General features: G+C 71.1%; 23 protein-coding genes. 11 read left to right on the plus strand and 12 right to left on the minus strand.

The features are described 5' to 3' along the window. Window positions 1-153 precede the first annotated feature (153 nt). Window positions 154-993 carry a hypothetical protein gene (locus ACIOMQ_RS02205; protein WP_362208179.1) on the plus strand — a complete coding sequence of 280 codons (840 nt, stop codon included), beginning with the start codon at window positions 154-156 and terminating at the stop codon, window positions 991-993. Window positions 994-1,250: 257 nt separating this feature from the next. Here ACIOMQ_RS02205 and ACIOMQ_RS02210 read toward each other — a convergent pair whose 3' ends face one another. The 3 genes from ACIOMQ_RS02210 to ACIOMQ_RS02220 are packed head-to-tail and all read right to left on the minus strand — an operon-like array spanning window position 1,251 to window position 4,214. Continuing rightward, window positions 1,251-2,696, minus strand: coding sequence for an MFS transporter (locus ACIOMQ_RS02210; protein WP_401263347.1), 1,446 nt, complete (start codon window positions 2,694-2,696; stop codon window positions 1,251-1,253). After that, entirely contained in the window at window positions 2,686-3,378 is a 693-nt protein-coding gene (locus tag ACIOMQ_RS02215; protein ID WP_402187617.1) for an SDR family oxidoreductase, read from the minus strand. The genes ACIOMQ_RS02210 and ACIOMQ_RS02215 overlap by 11 nt, the downstream gene beginning before the upstream one ends. After that, the gene (locus ACIOMQ_RS02220; RefSeq protein ID WP_402187621.1) at window positions 3,375-4,214 is read right to left on the minus strand and encodes an acyl-CoA thioesterase; all 840 of its coding nucleotides are present in this window, start codon (window positions 4,212-4,214) and stop codon (window positions 3,375-3,377) included. The genes ACIOMQ_RS02215 and ACIOMQ_RS02220 overlap by 4 nt, the downstream gene beginning before the upstream one ends. Window positions 4,215-4,650: 436 nt before the next feature. Here ACIOMQ_RS02220 and ACIOMQ_RS02225 point away from each other — a divergent pair, with 436 nt between their 5' ends. After that, complete coding sequence (locus ACIOMQ_RS02225; RefSeq protein WP_401753513.1) at window positions 4,651-5,139, plus strand: winged helix-turn-helix transcriptional regulator; 489 nt, start codon at window positions 4,651-4,653, stop codon at window positions 5,137-5,139. A 225-nt stretch (window positions 5,140-5,364) separates the two neighbouring features. On the opposite strand, the gene ACIOMQ_RS02230 is transcribed toward ACIOMQ_RS02225, so the two are convergent. Then, window positions 5,365-6,573, minus strand: a complete 1,209-nt coding sequence (locus ACIOMQ_RS02230) for a trans-sulfuration enzyme family protein (protein WP_402187624.1) — start codon at window positions 6,571-6,573, stop codon at window positions 5,365-5,367. 63 nt (window positions 6,574-6,636) lie between these two features. Here ACIOMQ_RS02230 and ACIOMQ_RS02235 point away from each other — a divergent pair, with 63 nt between their 5' ends. After that, window positions 6,637-8,061, plus strand: a complete 1,425-nt coding sequence (locus tag ACIOMQ_RS02235; protein ID WP_401985815.1) for a PLP-dependent aminotransferase family protein — start codon at window positions 6,637-6,639, stop codon at window positions 8,059-8,061. 196 nt (window positions 8,062-8,257) lie between these two features. On the opposite strand, the gene ACIOMQ_RS02240 is transcribed toward ACIOMQ_RS02235, so the two are convergent. Both ACIOMQ_RS02240 and ACIOMQ_RS02245 read right to left on the minus strand, forming a co-directional pair. After that, entirely contained in the window at window positions 8,258-8,464 is a 207-nt protein-coding gene (locus ACIOMQ_RS02240; protein WP_402187628.1) for a DUF397 domain-containing protein, read from the minus strand. Continuing rightward, window positions 8,461-9,300, minus strand: coding sequence for a helix-turn-helix domain-containing protein (locus ACIOMQ_RS02245; RefSeq protein ID WP_402187630.1), 840 nt, complete (start codon window positions 9,298-9,300; stop codon window positions 8,461-8,463). The genes ACIOMQ_RS02240 and ACIOMQ_RS02245 overlap by 4 nt, the downstream gene beginning before the upstream one ends. A 105-nt stretch (window positions 9,301-9,405) precedes the next feature. Between ACIOMQ_RS02245 and ACIOMQ_RS02250 the strand changes: the two genes are divergently transcribed. The 5 genes from ACIOMQ_RS02250 to ACIOMQ_RS02270 all read left to right on the plus strand — a co-directional run bounded on the left by ACIOMQ_RS02250 (window position 9,406) and on the right by ACIOMQ_RS02270 (window position 12,546). Then, complete coding sequence (locus tag ACIOMQ_RS02250; protein WP_362208053.1) at window positions 9,406-9,666, plus strand: hypothetical protein; 261 nt, start codon at window positions 9,406-9,408, stop codon at window positions 9,664-9,666. Beyond that, entirely contained in the window at window positions 9,663-10,076 is a 414-nt protein-coding gene (locus tag ACIOMQ_RS02255) for a hypothetical protein (RefSeq protein WP_401753521.1), read from the plus strand. The genes ACIOMQ_RS02250 and ACIOMQ_RS02255 overlap by 4 nt, the downstream gene beginning before the upstream one ends. A gap of 89 nt (window positions 10,077-10,165) precedes the next feature. After that, window positions 10,166-10,852 carry a hypothetical protein gene (locus ACIOMQ_RS02260; protein ID WP_402187633.1) on the plus strand — a complete coding sequence of 229 codons (687 nt, stop codon included), beginning with the start codon at window positions 10,166-10,168 and terminating at the stop codon, window positions 10,850-10,852. A gap of 293 nt (window positions 10,853-11,145) precedes the next feature. Further along, window positions 11,146-11,652: a SigE family RNA polymerase sigma factor gene (locus tag ACIOMQ_RS02265; protein ID WP_362208046.1), complete on the plus strand. Its 507-nt coding sequence runs from the start codon at window positions 11,146-11,148 to the stop codon at window positions 11,650-11,652. A gap of 66 nt (window positions 11,653-11,718) precedes the next feature. Further along, on the plus strand, window positions 11,719-12,546 hold the full coding sequence (locus ACIOMQ_RS02270; RefSeq protein ID WP_362208044.1) for a hypothetical protein: 828 nt from the start codon (window positions 11,719-11,721) through the stop codon (window positions 12,544-12,546). Between the two features lie 89 nt (window positions 12,547-12,635). Here ACIOMQ_RS02270 and ACIOMQ_RS02275 read toward each other — a convergent pair whose 3' ends face one another. Continuing rightward, window positions 12,636-14,039 carry a PLP-dependent aminotransferase family protein gene (locus ACIOMQ_RS02275; RefSeq protein WP_362208041.1) on the minus strand — a complete coding sequence of 468 codons (1,404 nt, stop codon included), beginning with the start codon at window positions 14,037-14,039 and terminating at the stop codon, window positions 12,636-12,638. 47 nt (window positions 14,040-14,086) lie between these two features. Here ACIOMQ_RS02275 and ACIOMQ_RS02280 point away from each other — a divergent pair, with 47 nt between their 5' ends. Beyond that, entirely contained in the window at window positions 14,087-14,602 is a 516-nt protein-coding gene (locus ACIOMQ_RS02280; RefSeq protein ID WP_362208037.1) for a carboxymuconolactone decarboxylase family protein, read from the plus strand. Between the two features lie 98 nt (window positions 14,603-14,700). Continuing rightward, window positions 14,701-15,435 (plus strand): isocitrate lyase/phosphoenolpyruvate mutase family protein, encoded by a 735-nt coding sequence (locus ACIOMQ_RS02285; protein ID WP_362208034.1) that lies wholly within the window; start codon window positions 14,701-14,703, stop codon window positions 15,433-15,435. A gap of 215 nt (window positions 15,436-15,650) precedes the next feature. Here the strand turns inward: ACIOMQ_RS02285 and ACIOMQ_RS02290 are convergent, their stop codons facing one another. The 3 genes from ACIOMQ_RS02290 to ACIOMQ_RS02300 form a co-directional block, all read right to left on the minus strand. After that, on the minus strand, window positions 15,651-16,640 hold the full coding sequence (locus tag ACIOMQ_RS02290; protein ID WP_362208031.1) for a malate dehydrogenase: 990 nt from the start codon (window positions 16,638-16,640) through the stop codon (window positions 15,651-15,653). Window positions 16,641-17,645: 1,005 nt separating this feature from the next. Further along, window positions 17,646-18,404: a DUF3017 domain-containing protein gene (locus ACIOMQ_RS02295; protein WP_402187635.1), complete on the minus strand. Its 759-nt coding sequence runs from the start codon at window positions 18,402-18,404 to the stop codon at window positions 17,646-17,648. A gap of 29 nt (window positions 18,405-18,433) precedes the next feature. Then, window positions 18,434-19,297 carry a bifunctional methylenetetrahydrofolate dehydrogenase/methenyltetrahydrofolate cyclohydrolase gene (locus tag ACIOMQ_RS02300; RefSeq protein WP_402127495.1) on the minus strand — a complete coding sequence of 288 codons (864 nt, stop codon included), beginning with the start codon at window positions 19,295-19,297 and terminating at the stop codon, window positions 18,434-18,436. A gap of 236 nt (window positions 19,298-19,533) precedes the next feature. Between ACIOMQ_RS02300 and ACIOMQ_RS02305 the strand changes: the two genes are divergently transcribed. Then, the gene (locus ACIOMQ_RS02305; RefSeq protein WP_401985806.1) at window positions 19,534-20,121 is read left to right on the plus strand and encodes a hypothetical protein; all 588 of its coding nucleotides are present in this window, start codon (window positions 19,534-19,536) and stop codon (window positions 20,119-20,121) included. A gap of 107 nt (window positions 20,122-20,228) precedes the next feature. On the opposite strand, the gene purH is transcribed toward ACIOMQ_RS02305, so the two are convergent. Together purH and purN are read right to left on the minus strand one after the other, a co-directional pair. Further along, complete coding sequence (gene purH / locus ACIOMQ_RS02310) at window positions 20,229-21,782, minus strand: bifunctional phosphoribosylaminoimidazolecarboxamide formyltransferase/IMP cyclohydrolase (protein ID WP_362208023.1); 1,554 nt, start codon at window positions 21,780-21,782, stop codon at window positions 20,229-20,231. Beyond that, window positions 21,769-22,425, minus strand: a complete 657-nt coding sequence (gene purN / locus ACIOMQ_RS02315) for a phosphoribosylglycinamide formyltransferase (RefSeq protein WP_362208020.1) — start codon at window positions 22,423-22,425, stop codon at window positions 21,769-21,771. Before purN ends, purH begins: the two co-directional genes overlap by 14 nt. Between the last annotated feature and the right edge of the window lie 26 nt (window positions 22,426-22,451).

Below are 22,451 nucleotides of genomic sequence, written 5' to 3' on the forward strand. Positions count from 1 at the left end.
GCGATCCACAGCCGCACGACTCCCGCGAATGATTTACGAATCAAGCCAACAAACCAATCTCTTGCTCCACTTATCAGACAAACGGCCGCAAGTTACGGCCGAAAGCGGGTCCACCGAACGTCCGCAAGTAGAGTCCTTGGTGTGCTCCTCGGGATGATCTGCGCACTCGGCGCCGCTGTTTGCTTCGGTACGGCCTCCGTCCTCCAGGCCGTCGCCTCGCGGGCCGCCGCCGAGCCGGGCTCGGACGCGGGAGTCGATCCGGCCCTGCTGCTGCGCGCCCTGCGGCAGTGGCGCTACCTCGCCGGACTCGCCCTCGACGGCTGCGGTTTCGTCCTCCAGATCGTCGCCCTGCGGTCCCTGCCGATCTACGCGGTGGGCGCCGCCCTGGCCGCGAGCCTCGCGGTGACGGCCGTGGTCGCCGCCCGGCTGCTCGGCGTGCGGCTGAGCGGCGTCGAGTGGACCGCGGTCGGGATCGTCTGCGCGGGGCTGGGCATGCTGGGGCTCGCCTCCGGCGGCGAGGGCCACGGGACCGGTTCGGCGACTCTGACCTGGTGGATGCTGGGGATCGCCCTCGGCATTCTGCTGATCGGCACGGTGGCCGGACGCCTCCCGGAGAAGCCGCGGGCTCTCGTCCTGGGGCTGGGCGCGGGGTGCGGTTTCGGGGTGGTCGAGGTCACCGTCCGGCTGATCGACGACCTGTCCCCGTCCGCGCTGCTCACCAACCCGGCCGTGTACGCGCTGCTGCTGGGCGGCGGTTCGGCGTTCCTGCTGCTCACCTCGGCGCTGCAGCGCGGTTCGGTGACGACGGCGACGGCCGGCATGGTGCTCGGCGAGACGATCGGCCCGGCGCTGGTGGGCGTCGTCTGGCTCGGGGACCGTACCCGTGAGGGCCTCGGCTGGCTGGCGGTCGCCGGTTTCGTGGTGGCGGTGGCCGGTGCGCTGGCCCTGGCCCGGTTCGGCGAGGCACCGCAGGACGCCCCCGAACCGGTCTGAGCCCGCCCGCACCGCCTGCACCGTCCGCACCGTCCGCAATCGGCGCGAACCGCGCCGGGCGGACGCCCGGGGAGCCGGGCGGGCCCGACGGGGGAGGCGCCGACCCCGACGGCCTCCCCTTCGGCGCGGTCGTTCCCTAGTTGTCCCAACTGAGGGGTGACCGGTGGTGCGTCAGGCTCTTCGACCGGGGTCGCGTTCGGCTCCCCCCAGTGCCTTGTTCGCCAGTGCCCCGTTCGCCAGTGCCCCGTTCGCCGCGGTCACCGGACGGTCGCCCTGCGGCGGGACCATACCGACAGCCCGAGTGCCACGGCCGTGCCGGCGAGGAGGACGGCAACCGCGATCCAGGTGGCGTAGCCGACCGCGTCGGTGAAGGCGGTGCGCGGGTCGCGGACGTGGGTGAGGCGGTCCTCGAAGCGTGTGGTGATCAGTGTGCCGAGGATGCTGGTGCCGAGGACCGCGCCGATCTGGCGGGCGGCGTTGACGGTGCCGCCCGCCTCGCCCTCGCGGCCGTGCGGGACGTGGCCGACGGCGAGTGCGGTGGACGGGGCGTTGGCGAGACCGCAGCCGAGGCCGAACAGGACGAAGGCGGCGGCGTATCCGGCGAAGACGGTGTCCGGTTCGACCCGCGCGAAGAGGGCGGCGCCGCCGGCGGCCAGCAGCAGGCCCGCCGTGATCAGGACGCGCGGACCGAGTCGGCGTACGAGTATTCCGGCCAGGACCGAGGCCGCGATGAACGCACCGAATTCCGCGAGGAGTTGCACGCCCACCTGCAGGGCGGTCAGCCCCCGCACCCGTTGCAGCCACAGCACCTGGAGGAGGGAGAGGCCGACGAAGCCGAACAGGACGGTCGCGGCCAGCAGCAGTGAGGCACCGTAGGACGGATCGCGCATCAGCCGCAGGTCGACCATGGGCGCCGCGCGGCGCAGTTCGACCACGGTGAAGGCGGCCAGCAGGAGGACCGCCGCCGCGGCGGCGGCCAGGGCCCGTGCCGAGCCGTAGCCGTGGTGGCCGCCGTCGATCAGCCAGAAGACCAGCAGCGCCAGACCGGCGATCGCGGTGAACTGGCCTGCCCAGTCGAGGCGTTGGGCGGGATTGCGGGACTCCGTGACCCGGCCGAGCGCGACCGCCGCCGCAAGACCTGCCACGACGAGGTTGAGCCAGAACGCCGTGTGCCAGGTCCACCAGCGCAGCGCGAGGCCCGCGACGAGGGGGCCGACGGCCAGGCCCAGCCCGGAGGTGGCCGCCCATGCGGCGATCGCCCCGGCGCGGCGGCGCGGGTCGCGGACGGCGTGGGTGATCAGCGCGAGCGAGCTGGGGGTGATCAGGGCGCCGCCCAGGCCGGCGATCGCCTGACCGGTGAGGACGGTGGCCAGGCTGTCGGAGAAGATCAGCGTCAGAGCGCCCGCGGCCATCGCCGCGGTCCCGGCCAGGAAGACGCGCCGCCGCCCCCACCGGTCGGCCAGGGCGCCGGCGCCGAGCACGCAGGACGCCACGACCAGGGTGTACATGCTGGGCACCCACACCATGTCGGCCGGGTCGAGGCGAAGGTCGGCCTGGACGGCGCCGAGCGTGCCGATGGTCTCGGTGGTCTGGAGGAACACCGTGAACAGCCCCAGGCAGGCGGCGACGAGGACCGGCCCGGGGCGGCTGCCGGCGGCGTTGCCGCGTTCCTCGGCTGCCGGGTCACGTAGGTCAGTGGTCATGGTTCGCTCCTGCGGACAGCATGGACTTGATCTGGCGGGTGATGGCGTCGGCGAGGACTTCCTCGCGGTCGGCCGCGACGGCGTCGAGGACCTGGTCGACCACGTCGGCAGGGCTGATCTTGGGCTGGTCGACGTGGCCGGCCATGTCGGTGTCGATGAACGCGGCGTGCACGGCGACCGTGAGGGTGCCCTGCGCGCGCAGCTCTTCGCGCACCGCGTTGGTCATCGACCAGGCCGCCGCCTTGGAGACGCCGTACGAGCCGATCTGGGGCAGCGCGTGCCAGGAGAGCGCGGAGAGCACGTTGACCAGGGCCCCGCCGCCGTTCCGGCCCAGAACGGGGGCGAAGGCGCGGCACATGGCGAGCGTGCCGAACAGGTTGGTCTCCAGCTCGGCGCGCGCCCCGTCGAGGGAGTCCGCGGTGAGCAGCGAACCACCGCGCAGGATGCCCGCGTTGTTGACCACGAGCGTGGTGTCCGCGCAGCGCTCGGCGGCCGCGGCCACGGAGGCCGGGTCGGTGATGTCGAGCGCGACGGGCGTCAGCCCGGGGTCGGCCACGGCCTGCGGGTCACGCGCTGCCGCGTACACGGTGTGCGCGCCGCGCGCCAGCAGGCCGCGGGCGAAAACGCGGCCCAGTCCGCGGTTGGCTCCGGTGACGAGCGCGACGGCTCCGTCGATGTTCACGAGGTCTCCTGCGGGGAGGCCGTGACCGAGGACAAGGACGCGCTCTGCGCGGGGGCGCCCTGGACGACGCGGGCCTGCCGGGCGAGGGCCAGCAGCCGGCCGTCGGCCGACCACACCTCGCTGTCGTCCACCACCCAGCCGCTGCCGGCCTGTTCGGTACGGATCCGGACCAGGGCCCAGCCCGCGAGTGCCCCGGCGTCCAGCGTGTCGGTGAAGTGGACGGTCAGTTCGGCGGTCGGCACCGGGCGCGGGGTGCGCCAGCATGCGAACAGGGCGGGCGGGAGGACATCGGTGAGGGTGACGACGGCGGCCTCGTCCAGGGCCCGCCCATCGGTGAACCGCACCCAGGCGACCAGCTCGGCCGACTCGCCCCCGGCGAGAGGCAGCGCCTCGGTCGCGGGACGCACCTCCACCTGCCGGGCGAAGGCCACGGACCCGGCTGACAAGTCGAGGGGCACGCAGTCGGCCGGACCCGGCACCTGGGGGAAGGTCCGCCCGTCGCAGCTGGGCCCCGGGCGGCCGGAGCCGAACAACGCCGACCCCGCGAGCACCGGGGCTCCGCCCTGATGACCCGTGAAGAGACAGGTCGAGGCCCGGCCCCCCACTCGGGGCCCGGCCAGGGACAGGTGGAGGGGACGGGTGTCGACGGGGGCGAGGAAGTGCGCGGTCAGGGCGCGGACCGGGCGGCCCTGCCCGGCGGCCCGTTCCCGCACGGCGATGAGCGCCGCCGCCGCGACATGGCCCCCGTGTGCACCCGCCCAGGACCGCCACAAGGGGTCGATCCGGGCCACCGCCTCATCGGTGGCACACGTGCTGCCGGGTAGTGAAGTCCTCATTCCGGTCTCCTCGTTCGATCGAGCCCGAAGTGATGCTCGAACCAGATAGTTGGAAAACAGGACTCACTATAAAGATGTTAGTTGGAAAAACAAACGCATCCCTCGGTGACCCGTCGGTCGCAGGCTCACTGGTGGGTCTATTTTTCCAACTCGCTGGTTTACACTGAGAGGGCAAGCGGCTCGGAAGGCAGATGATGGGTGACGCACCGCTGGGCGGCAGGTGAGCCCGGGGCTCCCGCCGAGACGTGCCGGGCACCCCTCGGTCCGGGCCGTACCGGCCCGCCACGAGACCGGTGAGGACGGGAGACCGGCAGACCGGCAGACCGGCAGACCGGCAGACCGCAGGCTCTGCCCCCGAAGCGGCGCCCGCCCGTGCCGTGCCCCGCCCATGCCGTGCCCCGCCCGCACTCCGCCAATTCCCCGGAGGTCCACGCCGATGACCGTCGCCCGCCCGCGCCCCTGCTCCATCGCGAACTCGCTCGCCGTCATCGGTGAACGCTGGAGTCTGCTCGCACTGCGGGAGGTGTTCCTCGGGGTGCGCCGCTTCGACCAGATCGCGGCGAACACCGGCGCCAGCCGGGACATCCTCACCGCCCGGCTGAAGAAGCTCGTGGAGCACGGCGTCCTGGCCAAGGAGCTCTACCAGGCCCACCCGCCGCGCTACGAGTACACGCTGACCGAGACCGGACTCGCGCTGCACCCGGTCCTGCTCGCCCTCAAGGAATGGGGCGACCTCTATGTGACCGAGGGAGAACCCCCGACGGTGTTCGGGCACGACTGCGGCGCGGAACTCCATCCGCGCACCGTCTGCGACGCCTGCAGTCGGCCCGTCCCTCTCGACAGCACCCACGCGATCCGCATCGGCGGCATCCCGCAGCACTCCGGGGCGGACGCCCCCGACGAGCCGTCGTCGACGAGCACGTGATCATTCCTTCGCCGCCCAGGACCGCCCCGTAAACGCGCCGTTCGTCGTGCGCCATGCGCCACACCTGCCGCCACCGTCACACCTGCCGCCACCGCCACGGCGTTCTCCCGACCGCCGCGGCGCTCTCCTGACCACCGCGCGTCCGGCCGCCACGCGAGGAACGCTCCCGAACGGCGTTCAGGCAGGCCGTGACCGCGGTGGCCGGGTGGCGTATGACGCGCTCGGTCAGTTCCCGGGCGTGGTCGAGCAGTTCGCCGACGAGGCCGACGAAGCGAGCCCCTGGCCGAGATCGGCGATCAGGTCTGCTTCGTGTTCGAGGCCGACCGCGAACCGGATCAGGCCGCCCGGGACTCCGGCCTCGGCGAGTTCCTCCTCGGTCAGTTCGTTCGACCACATCGCGGCGGGCCGCACCAGCGTCGAGCGGGTGCCGCCCAGGCTGGGGGAACGCACCGGAAGGCGCAGCGCCGAGATGAGCTGCTCGGCCGTGGCCCGGCCGCCGCGGAGCTCGAAGCTCAGCAGTCCACCGAAACCCCGCATCTGCCGCTTCGCGAGGTCGTGCTGGGGATGCCCCTGAAGCCCGGGGTAGTTCACCGTTCGTACCGCGGGGTGACCGGCCAGGTACTCCGCGACGGCCTGCGCGCACTGGTTCTGCCGCTCCGCCCGCAACGACAGTGTCCGCAAGCCGCGCAGCGCGAGCCAGGCATCGAACGGGCTGATCACCGAGCCCACCATGGTGTGTGCTCTCCAGAGCCGTTCGATCAGCTCGCCGCTCCCGAGCACGATCCCGGCCTGCACGTCCGCATGCCCTGATATGGCCTTGGTGACGCTGTGCATGACGAGGTCCACGCCCTGCTCCAGCGGCCTCTGGTTGAAGGGGGTCGCCACGGTGTTGTCGGCGAAGGTGAGGATGCCCCGGGCGCGGGCCGACGCGGTGACCGCTTCCACATCGGTCAGCCGGAGCAGCGGATTGCTGGGCGTCTCCAGCATGATCAGCTTGGTCTGCGGTGTGAGGGCCCGGACGAAGGCATCGGTGTCGGTCTGGTCCACGAAGGTCACCTCGACACCGAAGCGGGGTGCGACATCTCGCAGCAGACTCAGCGTGCCGCCGTACATGCTGTGCTGGGCGACGACATGGTCGCCCTGGGACAGCAGGGCGACCACGGCTGTGGTGATCGCCCCCATGCCGGATGCCGTGGCCAGGGCTGCCTCGGCACCCTCCACAGCCGCGACGACGCGCTCCAGCCGGGCCTGCGTCGGGTTGCCGTAGCGCCGGTAGTAGCGCAGGGGCTGGGACTGCTCGTTGAGTGCGTCGAAGTCCTCTGCCGTGGCGGCCGAATAGTTCACCGCCTGGTGGATGGGCGGCGCGACACCCAGTTCGTCCGGATCGGTATCGGCATGCGCAAGGAGAGTCTCAAAGGCCGGGAAAGAGTCCATGGCGCGAGCATGCGGGTTGATTGGCATTGTTTCCGATATCCAATCAGGGCAACATTGGACTGCATGGATGCCTCGACCCTGTCAGCTGGTCTCATCAGTGGCTCATCTGGACCGCTCTACCAACGACTGGCCGAGGGCCTCCGTGATGCCGTGCGCCGGGGTGAGGCCGGCGCCGGTTCCAAGCTGCCTTCCGAGCGCGACCTCGCACGGTTGCTGGGCGTCAGCCGGACCACCGTGATCGGCGCCTACCGGCTGCTGCGCGAGGAGGGCCTGCTGGAGAGCGCGCGCGGCAGCGGCACCCGGGTCGTCGCCTCCGGCCGCTGGATCGGTCCCGCGGTCCCCGCCGCGGCCCTGCCGTCGGGCAAGCTGCCGGGCGAGCCGGCGGCCGGCGTGGTGGACCTGTCCGGATCCGTCGTCGTCGGCCCCGACGTGGTACCCCGCCTGGCGTCGGACATCACCGACCTGCACGCACTGACCACCGACTTCGGTTACCAGCCGCTCGGCCTTCCCTCCCTGCGGGCCCAGATCGCCGCCCGCTACACCCGGCTCGGGCTGCCGACCACGGCCGAAGAAGTGCTCGTCACCAGCGGAGCACAGCAGGCGATCAGCCTGCTCTTCACGCTGTTCGGCCGCAACGGCGGCGTCATCGTCACCGAGAACCCCGGCTATGTCGGTGCCCTCGACGCCGCCCACGCCGCAGGGGCAACACTCCTCGCGCTGCCCACCGACGCCGAGGGCATCAAGGTAGGCCCGCTGCGCGAGACGCTCGCCCGCTGTCCCGTCTCGCTGTTGTACGTGATGACGACCTGTCAGAACCCCACCGGCGCGGTCATGAGCACCCAGCGGCGCACCGAGATCGCCCGGCTCGCCGAGCACGCCGGTGTCCCGGTCGTCGACGACACAACCCTCGCCGACCTGGTCTTCGAAGGACGCTGGCGCCCCCTGCCGACCGCCGCTTCCGGCGTCACCATCGGATCCCTGAGCAAGCTCTTCTGGCCCGGCCTGCGAATCGGCTGGCTGCGGGCGCCCCAAGCGCTGATGACCAGGCTCGCCCGCCTGAAGGTCGTGGCGGACCTCGGATCCTCACACGTCGGCCAGCAACTGGCCTCCCGTCTCCTGCCGGTGTCCGAGGACATGGCCACGGCACGGCGGGAGCAACTGACCGCGCGCCTCGACCTGCTGACCGAACTCCTGCGGACACGGTTGCCGACCTGGTCGTGGGCCCGCCCGTCGGGCGGCCCCTTCCTGTGGGTGCGGCTCCCGTTCGGCGAAGCGGAGACCTTCGCCCAACTCGCCCTCGGATACGGAGTCCAGGTACTCCCCGGCGCCAGAACCTCGCCCGACCGCGGCTTCGCCGATCACCTCCGCCTGTCGTTCGTGCACGAACCAGCAACCCTGCGGGTCGCGGTCGACCGGCTCGGCAAAGCCTGGGCCGCGTTCCAGTCCGGCCACGACGCGGGCCACCTCCGCCCCTTCGTCACGGCCTGACGAAGGCGCGGCACCCACCGCGCGGGCGCCGCCCGAGAGGCCCGAGCCAGACGCTGCGGGCCCGCAACTCGCCCACCCTGAGCCGGAGTTCGCGACGGTCACGGGAACCCAATGGGTGCGGCGGGGCCTTCGTCACGTCCGGGCAGCACGAAGCCCCGCCACGCCCGGCACGATGGGACGACGCCGAACCAGCCGGTCAGACGGTGCCGAACTCTCCAGCCCTGACACCCGCCACGAAGGACGCGAACGCCGCGACGGGAACGTCCAGAACGGGACCACCCGGGCTCTTCGAATCACGGACGGGAACCACGCCGCGCAAAGCGACGAGGTTGGCGGCGACCTCTACGCACTGGCCTCCGTTGCCGCTGTATGAGGACTTGTGCCAACGGGGGGATTCGGTCACGGGGTGCCCTTTCGTACCTGCTCGATCAAGGCCACGGATGCTGCTTGAGACAGTGCTTCGGCCTGTAGTTGATGGCAGGCCGTCAGTATGGGCAGCACGAAGCTTGTTTCGCGCTCCAAGTGCCCTCGCTGGGAGGACTCGGCGTATGACATGAGCGAGCGGTCCGGCAGAGTCAGCACCGTAATGGGCAGACTGAACGGCCGACGTGCCCCCATGCGGAACGGGGCGATTTGAAGCGTGGTGTTCGGCAACTCGGCGAACTCCAGCAACTGAGCGAACTGAGCGAACTGAGCATCCATGATCTCAGGATCGCCCATCGGCCGAAGGATGCACTCTTCATCAAGTACCGCGAAGATCAGGGGTGATGGGGAACGAGCAAGTGTGGCTTGCCGCTCCGCCACCAAAGCGACTCGCTCACTGGCTTGCTCAGGGGTGATTGCTTCCCGGCGTACGGCGTCCGCCTCCAGCGTCGCCGCGTACTCCGGCGTCTGGAGCAGTCCAGGGATGACACCGACTTCATAGAGCCTCATCTCTGCCGCGCGTGCCTCATGCCTGACGTACTCCGGGAAGCCTTCCAGCAGCGCCGTGTACCGAACGGCACGACTCTGGCGTTCGAGTCCGTCTCCGGTGCCGAACACCCTGTCAGCGCTTGCTGCAAAGCGTCTGGTTGGAGGGCGGCGACCAGTTTCCACGGCGGAAATATGCGTTCCGGTGCACCCCATGCGTGCACCCAGCTCGTCCTGTGTCCAGCCGCGCCCATCCCGTAACTGGCGTAAACGCTGCCCAAACTTTGCGCCCGGCGACTTTTCGGGGTCCAGTTCCTTACGGTTCACCATCTGCGCGTCCAACCCTTAGAGCAATCTGCGCAAGTTGAAGACAGTCCGACCCTAGGTCAATGCTGGGCCTCCCGGTAGCGGAATGACTACGGAGAGGAGTGGCTCATGATTGCGAAGAACGGCCTCCCGAACGGACAGGAATCCCTCCGCACTCCAACCCCCGGCACGCTCATGGCAGATGCGAGTCACGGTGGCCGCGTAGGAGAGTTCCGCGGGCTCGCCGGCCCGCACTGGTCCCTGCGGCCGCTCGGTGGCGGCACCGAGTGGGAGGCCGAGCCCGAGTGGGTCCGCGCGCTCACCCCCGCCGAGCGGCTGAGCGCCGAGAACGCGTTGCGGAACCTCAGGAGCAGGCGGGGTGGACTGTGAGCGCGAACCCCTGCGCGTCTCAGGATCAGTACCTTGCCGAGGCGTATGCGGGCGACGACCGGACGACCGTCTATCTCGGCGGAGTGCTCGTCGCGACTCCCCGGCTTGCGCTCCGGTGGCTCCGGGGACAGGCCGAACGGCTCGCGAGCGGCTTGGATCCGGACCCCGGCGCCCTGTGGATTCCCCGGTCCGTGTGCGAACGGGCACTCCGCTCCGCGGCTGACGCACCGGCCGAGCTGCGGGCCTGGGCGGTTGACGACGAGCGCCAGGGCGAGGCGTTGCAACGGCTCGCCATGGGCGCCGAGTTCGAGTTCATTGCCAAGGACGAGACGACCTGGTACGGGCTCACCGCCCGCGTCCTGCTCATACCGGAGTTCACCCCAAAGACGGACGCCCTGATCAGCACGTAGCCCACAAGAACCCCGCCCGGCCGCCCCCATGTCATAGGGGACGGTGGCAGTCGGGCGGCTCCATCCGCCAGAGGAGAGATCGGGAAGGCATGAGCACCCTCGTCGACAGTCAGTACGGCCACACGCGCCGAGCCAACGCAGAGGCAGCGCCGGAGACGGAAGAACCCCCGCCGTTCATGGTTCCCTACGTCACGTCGCGGAGCACTGATGTCGCCACCCGGCTGTCCGAACTGACCGTTGAGATCACCCCGGGCGGGCCCCGGCTCGCCTACACCGTCCCGACGCCCACGGACCGGGACAACCACGGGAATCTCCGGATTCGCATGTACGACGGGCCGGGCAGGGGGCGCCCCTTGTACGAGTGCATGCACGCGCACCGGCAACGCGCGTGCATGGAAGACATGCTGTGCCAGGTGTGCGCCGGGCCGGCCGACCGGAACAAACAGGGCTGGCTGTTCATCGACTGGCGGCGCGAGGACTCGCCCCCGACATGGCCCGAGCGGTCCATCACGTCCATGCCGCCCCTGTGCGCCCGGTGCGCCCGGGTCTCCGCGTGGTACTGCCCGTTCCTGCGCCGCACCGAGTACGCCGTTCTGCGTGTGCGGAAACCACAGCTCTACGGGGTGTCGGGAACCGCCTGCACCGTGACGGCCGACGGCCGGCGGGAGTCGGAAACCGACTTCCTTTCCGCTTACAGCAAGCCCCGGTTTCCCGGCATGCTCGCGTCCCGCCTCCACCGCGAGTTGCGTGGTGTGACCGTCGTGGATCTCCCGTAACCCCTCGCCCACAGCTTCCGTCGTCGGCGGGGACTTCCCAGGGCTCCGGACCCACTCACGCCCGGCAGCCCACCCGATGACGGCCGTTCGGCTCCGCGTGACGACACGGGGCGGAGCCGGGCAACCCCGAGCCCGACCGGGACGGGGACCAGCGAGAGAAGACACTGCTGACGCGGCAGCGGTGGAAAAGGTGGCAAAGAAGGTGCTCCTGCCGCGCGCGACATCCTGCCGTCTCACGTAGTCAAGAGGGGTATGCACGGGGATCACGGAACAAGAGAACAGGCGGGGGCCGAGTGAAATCAGCACAGGAGGATCAGTACCTGGAGTTCGTGGCCGCGAGGGCGAAGGCGCTGTACCGCTCGGCATACGTCCTCGCGGCCGGCGACACACATCTCGCCGAGGACCTGGTCCAGGAAACCCTCAGCCGGGTGTACGTGCACTGGAAGCGGGTGGCCAGAGCGGACAGCCCGGCGGCCTACGCCCAGACGGTTCTGATCCGCACCTCCCTCACCCTGCGGCGTCGGCGGAGCACCGGCGAGCGCCCCATCGGGAACATGCCCGACAGCGCGGCGGCCGGCCCGGACGCCGCACTGCGGCTCACCCTGCTGGACGCGCTCGGCCAACTGCCGCCCCGGGACCGGGCGGTGCTGCTGCTGCGCTACTGGGAGGACCGCAGCATCGAGGAGACCGCCCGGATGCTCAAGCTGAGCAGCAGCGCGGTCCGCTCCCAGGGCACCCGGGCACTCAACAGGGTGCGCGCGTTGCTCGGCGACAGCCTGTCCGACCTGGTTCCGCACTGAACACCGGTGCACACAGGTCGAACCCACCGCAAACTCCCCATCAGCGACAGAAAAGGTGACGCCAGCATGCCGTTCGAAGCAGACCTCGCACACGCCCTGGACCGCGCGACCGACTCCCTCGAACCCGATCTCACCACGCTCACGAGCGGAGCCGTCGAGCGCGGGCGGAGCCGCAGTCGACGTCGGCGCAGCGCGGGCGTCATCGCCGGGGTCGGCGCCTGCGCCGCGATCGCGGCAGCCGGCCTGGTGCTCCCCGGCGTGCTCGCCGGGACTCGCTCCGCAGGGTCCGACATGGAAACGGTGGCGCTGGCGATGCCCCGTTCGTCGATCACCGGCACCCAGATGATCGACGCTGTGAAGAAGACGTTCCCCGGGGGCCGGTTCGGGCAGGAGCACGGACAGAGCAACGACCCCTCGAATCCGTCCGGCGGGTGGGTCGCCAACGGCGCAGTGGACGTCAACGACGGGCACGGCGCCGCCAACGTCGGCGTTTCGGCCCTGCGGCTCAAGCTGCCGCTCAGGGACGGCGAAGGGCTGAACTGCGACCATACGGCCGGGCGTGCCGAGGTCGGCGACACCTGCAAGCTGAGCGAACTGCCGAGCAGTGCCGCGCTTCCCGGCGGAGCCCTGGTGATGTCGGAGAAGATCGCGGAAAGGCAGCCGATCGGTGCCGACCCCGTCCCCGACTCCGACATCGCTCACCGCTGGACGACGACGGTGACCCTGAAGTCGACCGGCGCCCAGCTTCAGATGGTGCAGTGGAACACCGCCGGCGACTTCGGTAGTGGAAACAGGCCGAAGCCGACCCGTGACGCTCCCCCGCTCTCCCAGAAGCAGGCGGTGGCCGCACTCACCGGTCCCACCTGGGCGCCGATCCTCGGTGCCGTCGGCTGACCCGTTGCCGCGCGCTCCTCAGCCCCGCGCGGTGAGGGGCACGAGCCCCGCCCGGACCGTTCCCGGGCGGGGCCTTCACGTTCCCGGTCTCAGGCAAGCACCCGGCACAGGGCTTCCAGCGCCCCCGCCCAGGCACTGTCGGTCGGCGCACCGTACCCGATGACCAGCGCGTCGCGCCCCGGCGGCGCCTGCGGGCACCGGAAGCGTGAGAGTCCCTCCAGCGCGAGCCCCTGCCACGCGGCCGCCCGCAGCGCCGCTGCCTCGGTGCCCTCCGGGAGTTCGAGGACGGCATGCAGACCGGCGGCGATACCGCTGACCCGGACATCGGGGGCCTGTTCCGCCAGTACCGCGACGAGTTGATCACGGCGGCGCCGATAGCGCAGCCGCATCGCCCGCACGTGGCGGTCGTACGCGCCCGACGTGATGAACTCCGCGAGCGTCAACTGCTCCAGCGCGCTCGACGACCAGTCGCTCAGCCCCTTCGCCTCGGTCACCTCCTGCACCAGGCTTCCTGGCAGCACCATCCACCCCAGCCGCAGCCCCGGCGCCAGGGATTTGCTGGTCGTCCCCAGGTGGACGACGCGTTCCGGGTCGAGCCCCTGGAGCGCGCCGACCGGCTGCCGGTCGTAGCGGAACTCGCCGTCGTAGTCGTCCTCCAGGATCAGCCCGCCCGTGCCGCGCGCCCAGTCGACCGCCGCGGCCCGCCGGTCGGGGTGGAGCGGCACCCCCGTCGGGAACTGGTGCGCGGGCGTCATCAGGACCGCGCCCACACCGCGCAGCCCGGCCAGTTCGCCGGTCCTGGCCCCGAGCCCGTCGACCGGCAGGCAGGGCATGCGCAGCCCGGCATCCGCGAGCAGTTGCCAGTGCACGTCGAGTCCGTACGACTCGATGGCCACCTCCCGCACCCGCCGCTTGCGCAGCACCGCCCCCATCAGCTTCAGCGCCTGCATGAAACCGGCGCAGATCACGATCCGCTCCGGATCCGCGTACACACCGCGGGCGCGGGCCAGATAGTCGGCGAGTACGGTGCGCAGCTCGACGCGCCCGCGCGGGTCTCCGTATCCGAAGGCGTCATTGGGCGCGGCGGTCAGGGCGCGGCGGGCCGCCTTGAGCCAGTCGGCGCGCGGGAACGTCGAGAGGTCGGGCGATCCCGACAGGAGGTTGTGGACGGGCCGGGAGTGCACCGGCCGGGCCCGCGCCGTCCTCCTGGCCGCCGGGCGCGGCTCGGCCCGCTGCGCCACCCTGGTCCCCGAACCCTGCCGGGCGGTGAGCCAGCCCTCGGCGACCAGCTCCGCGTACGCGTCGGCAACGGTGTTCCGGGCGATACCGAGGTCGACGGCGAGGCTGCGGGAGGACGGCAGCCGGGTGCCGGGCGCCAGCCGCCCCGTCCGTACGGCCTCGCGCAGGGCGTCCATGAGCCCGGCCCGCAGCCCTGCCGAACCCGTCGTCTCCAGATGCAGGTCGGCACCGAAAGCGGCCCAGGGATCTGTCATGGAAATGGACCATACAGTTGCGCCGCCCGCCGCGTAGCGTCATACCCATGACGACGCACGAGCACAGCCAACCGCCCTCCGAACTCAACCCCGAACACACTCCTCGTCTGCAGGAGTGGGCCGAGAAGGCCCCCGATGTCTTCAAAGCCATGGTCCGGCTGGACGCCGCGTCCTACAGGGGCCTCGACCCGGTCGTCGGGGAGCTGGTGAGGATCCGGTCCTCGCAGCTCAACCACTGCGCGTACTGCCTCGACATGCACTCCAAGGACGCGCTCGCGGCGGGCGAGTCCGTCGAGCGGATCGTCCAGCTCAGCGCGTGGAAGGAGTCGCAGCACTTCTACACGCCGAAGGAGATCGCGGCCATCGAGCTGACCGAGGCCGTGACCGTACTGACCGACGGTTTCGTGCCGGACGAGGTGTGGGAGAAGGCCGCCGAGCACTTCGACGAGACCGAGCTCGCCCATCTCGTCGCCGCGATCGCGGCGATCAACGCCTGGAACCGGTTCGCCGTGGCCACCCGCAAGGCCCCCGGCCACTACAAGCCGGGCGACATCAAGCACTGACCCGGCACGCCCGCCGCGTCCCGCACCCCGCCCGCCCCGCTGCCCGCCTCTCGCCCCTCTGCCCGCCCCTTCGTAGAACCGCCCCGGGAGCCTCCGCGATGACCGCATCCGTCCTCCGATCCCTGCACCACGACCGCGCGCCCGGCGACCCGCTGGTCCTGCCCGGCCCGTGGGACGCGGCAAGCGCCCGCGTCTTCGCCGAGGCGGGTTTCCCGGCGCTCGCCACACCCAGCGCCGGGGTCGCCGCCTCGCTCGGCTACGAGGACGGGGCGACGCCCGCCGCCGAGATGTTCGCGGCCGTGGCCAGGATCGTCCGTGCCGTCCCGGTCGCCGTGCCCGTCTCGGCAGACATCGAAGGGGGTTACGGGCTGGCACCGAAGGAGCTGGTGGAACGGCTCCTGGAGACCGGGGCCGTCGGCTGCAATCTGGAGGACTCGGTCGACGGCGCCCTCGTCGACGCGCAGCGGCAGGCGGACCGGCTGGCGGAGGTGCGGGCGGTCGCGGGCGACCGGCTCTTCGTCAACGCCCGCGTCGACACCTACGTCCACGGCGTCCCCGACGGAACGGACCAGGAGGCGGAGACGGTGCGCCGCGCCCTGTTGTACGTGGCGGCGGGCGCGGACTGCGTCTACCCGATCGCGGCCCCGCCCGAGGCCCTGCCCCGGCTGGCCGCCGCCGTCCCGGCCCCGCTCAACGCCCTCGGCCTGCCCGACGGGCCGGCCCCGGACGCGCTGGGACGGCTGGGCGCCACCCGGATCACGTTCGGCCCCGGGTTGCAGCGCCGGGCCATGGCGGCCGTGCGCGGGATCGCGGACGAGCTGCGGAAGGGGTAACCGCCCTGGGCCGCACGGTCACGCCTGTCCGCCATCGATGGCCGCCGGGGTCCGTTCCAGCAGGTCCGGCCGGAGAGCCCATACGCGCTCTGTCGGCAGTCCCCGGTCACGGCCGCGTATTACCGGCGCAAAAAACCCACAGCCCCCGGCAGCGACTGCTGCCGGGGGCTGTGGGGTGCGCCCCGAAGGGCGGGCGGATCAGATCAGCGCGCGGATCAGATCAGGCCGAGCTCGCGAACCGCGTCGCGCTCCTCGATGAGCTCCTGCACCGACGCGTCGATGCGCGTACGGGAGAACTCGTTGATGTCCAGGCCCTGGACGATCTTGTACGTGCCGTTCTCCGTGGTGACCGGGAAGGACGAGATGATGCCCTCGGGCACACCGTAGGAGCCGTCCGACGGGATGCCCATGGACGTCCAGTCACCGGCGGCGGTGCCGTTGACCCAGGTGTGGACGTGGTCGATGGCGGCGTTGGCGGCGGAGGCGGCCGAGGACGCGCCACGGGCCTCGATGATCGCGGCGCCGCGCTTGGCGACGGTCGGGATGAAGGTGTCGGCCAGCCACGCCTCGTCGTTGACGAGCTCGGCGGCGTTCTTGCCGGCGACCTCCGCGTGGAAGATGTCCGGGTACTGGGTCGCCGAGTGGTTGCCCCAGATCGTCAGCTTCTTGATCTCGGAGACGGCGGCACCGGTCTTGGCGGCCAGCTGCGAGATCGCGCGGTTGTGGTCGAGGCGGGTCATCGCGGTGAAGCGCTCGGCCGGTACGTCCGGGGCGGCGGCCTGCGCGATGAGCGCGTTGGTGTTGGCCGGGTTGCCGACGACGAGGACCTTGATGTCGTCCGCGGCGTTGTCGTTGATGGCCTTGCCCTGCGGCTTGAAGATGCCGCCGTTGGCGGAGAGCAGGTCGCCGCGCTCCATGCCCTTCGTACGCGGTCGGGCACCCACCAGCAGGGCGACGTTGGCACCGGCGAAACCGACATTGGCGTCGTCGGTGATCTCGATGTTGCGCAGCAGCGGGAAGGCGCAGTCGTCGAGCTCCATCGCGGTGCCTTCGGCAGCCTTGAGACCCTGCGGGATCTCCAGGAGACGCAGGTTGACCGGCACGTCCGGGCCGAGCAGGTGGCCGGAGGCGATGCGGAAGAGCAGCGCGTAGCCGATCTGGCCGGCTGCGCCGGTCACGGTGACATTCACGGGAGTGCGGGTCATGGCGATCTCCGTTAGACAGCTGGCGGTGGGGGCTCCTGGCCCCTGGTGCTGGACATCTCTGAATCTTGATGTGAAGAGATATCCAGCGATCAGGCTATCCGACCCGGAACCTCCGGTCGGCCCGGCCCCCTGTGGCACCGCACACAACTCGTCACACAGCGCTCACACGGCCGTATCGGTCCGCTGTCGACCTACTGCCGACCCGCCGCCGGCCCGCTGCCGACCCGCTTGGGAGGCGGCCGCCCGGCGGTGGGGCGTTCGCGTCGCGGTCGGTGGTGAGGGCGTCCTCGCAGCGGCCAGTGGTGGGGCGTTCGCGTCGCGGTCGGTGGTGAGGGCGTCCTCGCAGCGGCCAGTGGTGGGGCATTCGCGTCGCGGTCGGTGGTGAGGGTGTCCTCGTCGCCGGCCGGATGCCCAGCCCCCGCGGCCGACGAGCCCGCGCGGCCGACCGGCGAACTCCCCCACCTGCGGGTCGAGTTCGTCGGACAGCGCCTCCCGGCGAGGCACCGCCTCCCCTTGCCCGGATCCGGCTCTTCATTTCGCATTCGGTCAGGATTCCCGGCCGGATTCCGCCCCGTATTCCGGTCCGTATTCCGTTTCGGATTCCGTTTCGGACCGCCCAGGGGCCCTCACGAGCGCCGGACGAATGTTCTGGAGCCGGGGTGCACGGGGGTGTTCGGGTCCTCGCGCGCATCCACGCGCACCTCCGGCGCCACCGCGCGGACCCAAGGCGCCACCGTTGCGCGGTAATTGCGCCGTCGCGGGCCGATCACACCGTTGCGCGACGATCACACCGTGGCGGAATGGTCACTTCCGTGCCACAGGCCCCAGGGTTCCCTTGTACCGGCCCTCACCGTCCACAAGGCTGAACGCAGGACGGAGGCAAGGCCGCTCATGTCGCCACATTCCGGAGCGGCCGCGTTCCGGTGAGCCCGTCCTCAGGTGTCCGTCCCTCCTCGGGGGAGGGGACGGACACCGTCCGCGCGTGGCGCAGCCGCACGCGCGGCCTCAGCGGATCGTGAAGTGGACCGCGTCCTCCAGGAACGGAATGTCCAGCCACGGCTTGGGCTGCGCGACCAGCGCGAGCATCACGATGAGGAAGCCGAGCAGCCCGTACGTCACCAGGTCGGTGAAGCGGGAGCGGACCGCCAGCATGCCCACCGACGGGACGACGAGCCGCAGCACCGCGCCGCCGATGAGGGCCACGCCGATCAGCATCGTGCCGATCCTGAATGCCTCGGCGAACGGGTCGGTGGCCACGATCAGCAGCCCGATCCCGGCCGTGCAGAGCACGGCGAGCAGCGGCCACTGCCGGGCCGGGGCGGGCGCGTCCCCGGAGGCGGCCCGGCCACCGCCCTCGGGCCGAGCGGTGTCCCGGGTGACCGACGGAAACCTCCGCGTCGAACGGGCGACCGGAGCATCTGCCGGGGCGCCTCCGGAACCGGCGTCACCGGTGACGGCACCGGCAACCGCGCCGTCACCGGCCCCCGCTTCCGCTTCTGCTTCTGCTTCCGCTTCTGCCTCACCGCGGACCACCGCGGCCTCATCCGTCACGTCGGCGCCGGAACCGGCTTCCGCCTCGCCGCGGACCGGCGCCGGCGCGTCCGCCGCGTCGGCAGCGGCACCAGAACCGGCACCCGCGTCGGCACCCTCACCGGACACGCCCGCACCCGCCCCCGTCTCCGCGTCCGCGTCCGCGCCTGACGCCACCGGAGACGTCCGGTCCGCCTCGGCGGCCGGGTCGGCCGGACTCCTACCAGCACCCATGGGGTTCCTTCCGGATCGGGGCAGTCGGCTCAGACGGCGTCGGCCGCGTTGCGCTCGGCCGCCTCAACCACGTTGACGAGCAGCTGGGCGCGGGTCATCGGGCCGACGCCGCCCGGGTTCGGGGAGATCCAGGCGGCGACCTCCGCCACGCCCGGGTGGACGTCCCCGACGATCTTGCCGTTCTCGTCCCGGCTGACGCCGACATCGAGCACGGCCGCGCCCGGCTTCACGTCCTCGGGCTTGATGATGTACGGGACCCCGGCGGCGGCGACGATGATGTCGGCCTGCTTGAGCTGGGCGGAGAGGTCACGCGTACCGGTGTGGCACTGGGTGACGGTGGCATTCTCGGACTTGCGGGTCAGCAGCAGCGGGATCGAGCGGCCGATCGTGACCCCGCGGCCGACGACCACGACATGCGCGCCGTTGATCTCCACGTCGTGGTGGCGCAGCAGCTGGACGACACCCTGCGGGGTACAGGGCAGCGGGCCCGCCTCGTTGAGCACGAGCCGGCCGAGGTTCATCGGGTGGAGGCCGTCGGCGTCCTTGGCCGGATCCATCAGTTCCAGGACGCGGTTGGTGTCGATCCCCTTGGGGAGGGGAAGCTGCACGATGTAGCCCGTGCACTCGGGGTTGGCGTTGAGTTCCCGAACGACGTCCTCGATCTCCTCCTGGGTGGCGGTGTCGGGGAGCTCGCGCTGGATGGAGCCGATGCCGACCTGCGCGCAGTCACGGTGCTTGCCGTTCACGTACCACCGGCTGCCCGGGTCGTCCCCGACCAGCAGGGTTCCCAGGCCAGGGGTGATGCCCTGCGCCTTGAGGGCCGCCACGCGGACGGTGAGATCGGACTTGATCGCGGCTGCGGTGGCCTTGCCATCGAGAATCTGGGCAGTCATGTCTCCATACTCGCGGATGACCCCGCCCGCATACCAATTCCGGGTGCCGGTGGTGGCCGGCAGATTGCGCTTGCACAACACATTCGGCAATCGGCTGGACAAAAAGCCGATGTCAAGACCACGATGAGCCGCGCAGTACCGCGGACAGTGCCGGGGGGACAGACCGTACTCATTGCGCATGTTTCCTCCGCCCGGACCGCGTCGTCCCCGCACTTTTACAACGGAGGAATTTCGCCATGAGCTTCGGCGACCCGAACAACCCCTACGGCCAGCAGCAGGGCGGGCAGCCGGGGTACGGCTACCCGCAGCAGTCCCCGCAGGGCGTGCCGCAACAGGGCGGCTACCCCGCGGCTCCGCCCGTGCAGGGCGGATACGGCTTTCCCGGCGTACCCACCGAGATGCCGGGCGGCGTGAAGGCGGCCCGCGTCATGCTCTACGTGATCACCGGCCTGCAGGTCATCGGCGCGGTCATCTTCGCGATCGGCGCCGCGGCCGTGGGCGCTGCCAAGAACGACGCGACGCTCAAGGACGACGTCCAGTTCCAGCAGCTTGCCGACTACTCCGGCAACGCCCTGTGGGGCATCGTGGTCTTCGCGGTGCTGTGGGGTGCCTTCGCCGTGTTCCTGGCCGTGAAGTTCGGCAAGGGGACCAATGGCATCCGCGTCGCGGCGATCGTCTTCGGTGCGATCACCGCGATTCTCGGCATCTACCCGTTCGTCGTCTTCGGCCTCGTGCACACGGTTCTCGCCGTGCTGATCATCGTCTTCGTCGCGAGGGCCGACGGCAACGCCTGGTTCAACCGGCAGCAGCAGCCGCAGTTCTGAGACGTTCAGCCTGCTTGTTCCCCACGGGAACGAAGAAGGCCGTAAACCCGCACGCTCGCGGGTTTACGGCCTTCGGCCTTTCCGGACCGGATGTCAGTGGCCCGACGTCAGTGGAAGAAGTGCCGCGTACCCGTGAAGTACATCGTCACGCCCGCCTTCTTCGCGGCCTCCACAACCAGTTCGTCACGGACCGAACCGCCCGGCTGGGCCACGGCCTTGACGCCGGCCGCGGTCAGGATCTCCAGCCCGTCCGGGAACGGGAAGAACGCGTCCGAGGCGGCGTACGCGCCCCGCGCCCGCTCCTCGCCCGCCCGCTCGACGGCCAGCTTCGCGGAGTCGACCCGGTTGACCTGGCCCATGCCGACGCCGACCGAGGCGCCGCCCTTGGCGAGCAGGATCGCGTTGGACTTGACCGCGCGGCAGGCCTTCCACGCGAAGGCGAGCTCCTTCAGCTCGTCCTCGGAGAGGGCCTCACCGGTGGCGAGGGTCCAGTTGGCCGGGTTGTCACCGTCGGCCTGGAGGCGGTCGGTGACCTGGAGCAGCGCGCCGCCGTCGATCGGCTTGACCTCGACCGGGTCGGTCGGGGCGTCGGGGCAGCGCAGCACGCGGATGTTCTTCTTGCGGGCGAGGATCTCGACCGCGCCGTCCTCGTACGCCGGGGCGACGATGACCTCGGTGAAGATCTCCGCGACCTGCTCGGCCATGGCGACGGTCACCGGGCGGTTGACGGCGATGACACCGCCGAAGGCGGACAGCGGGTCGCAGGCGTGCGCGTTGCGGTGCGCCTCGGCGACGTCCTCGGCGATCGCGATGCCGCACGGGTTGGCGTGCTTGATGATGGCGACGCACGGCTCGTCGTGGTCGTACGCGGCCCTGCGCGCGGCGTCGGTGTCCGTGTAGTTGTTGTACGACATCTCCTTGCCGTGCAGCTGCTCCGCCTCGGCCAGACCACCGGCGCCCGAGGTGTAGAGCGCGGCGGGCTGGTGCGGGTTCTCGCCGTAGCGCAGGACGTTCTTGCGCGCGTACGTCGCACCGAAGAAGTCGGGGAAGCCCGAGTCGTCGGCGGCGGCGTAATCGTCCGCGAACCAGGAGGCCACCGCCACGTCGTACGCGGCGGTGTGCTGGAACGCCTCGGCGGCCAGACGCTTGCGGGCGGTCAGGTCGAAGCCGCCCGCCTTGACCGCGGCGAGGACGTCGGCGTACCGCGCGGGGCTGGTGACGACGGCCACGGACGGGTGGTTCTTGGCGGCGGCGCGCACCATGGACGGGCCGCCGATGTCGATCTGCTCCACGCACTCGTCGGCGGACGCGCCGGAGGCGACGGTCTCCTTGAACGGGTAGAGGTTCACGACCACCAGGTCGAACGGCTCCACGCCCAGCTCGGCGAGCTGCTCGCGGTGCGCGTCCAGGCGCAGGTCCGCGAGGATGCCGGCGTGGACGCGCGGGTGCAGCGTCTTCACGCGGCCGTCGAGGCACTCGGGGAAGCCGGTGAGCTCCTCGACCTTGGTGACCGGCACTCCGGCGGCGGCGATCCGTCCTGCGGTGGAGCCGGTGGAGACGAGCTCGACACCTGCCTCGTGCAGACCGCGGGCGAGGTCTTCGAGCCCCGTCTTGTCGTAGACACTGACCAGGGCGCGGCGGATGGGCTTATTCACCGACATGACCGAGATGAACCTTTCGTCCCTCAATGCGATAGCCGTCACGGGCGAGTCGCCCCACGGCCTCGACGAGCAGCTTGCGCTCGACTTCCTTGATGCGTTCGTGGAGAGCGGCTTCGCCCTCCGCCGTGTCCTCTTCGGCCACCTCGACCACGCCCTGCGCGATGATCGGACCGGTGTCGACGCCGTCGTCGACGAAGTGGACGGTGCACCCGGTGACCTTCACGCCGTACGCGAGTGCGTCACGCACCCCATGGGCACCGGGAAAGCTGGGGAGCAGGGCGGGGTGGGTGTTGATGAACCGGCCGCCGAACCGGGCGAGGAACTCCTTGCCCACGATCTTCATGAACCCCGCGGACACCACGAGGTCCGGGCGGTGCTCGGCCGTCGCGGCCGCGAGCGCCGCGTCCCACTCGTCGCGGTCGGCGTAGTCCTTGACCCTGCACACGAAGGTCGGCAGCCCGGCGCGCTCCGCCCGGTCCAGGCCGACGATGCCGGAGCGGTCGGCGCCGACCGCGACGACCTGGGCGCCGAAGCCCTCGGGGTCGTCACCGATGGCGTCGAGCAGGGCTTGAAGGTTCGTACCGGAGCCGGAGACCAGGACGACCAGTCGGGTCGGCGTGGCGGCGGGGGGCGGGGAGGCCACGGCTGGGCCCTTTCTCGCGTGGTGAA

Origin of the sequence: Streptomyces sp. NPDC087845 (assembly GCF_044742755.1) — a bacterium.
In the GTDB taxonomy this organism is placed as follows: Bacteria; Actinomycetota; Actinomycetes; order Streptomycetales; family Streptomycetaceae; genus Streptomyces.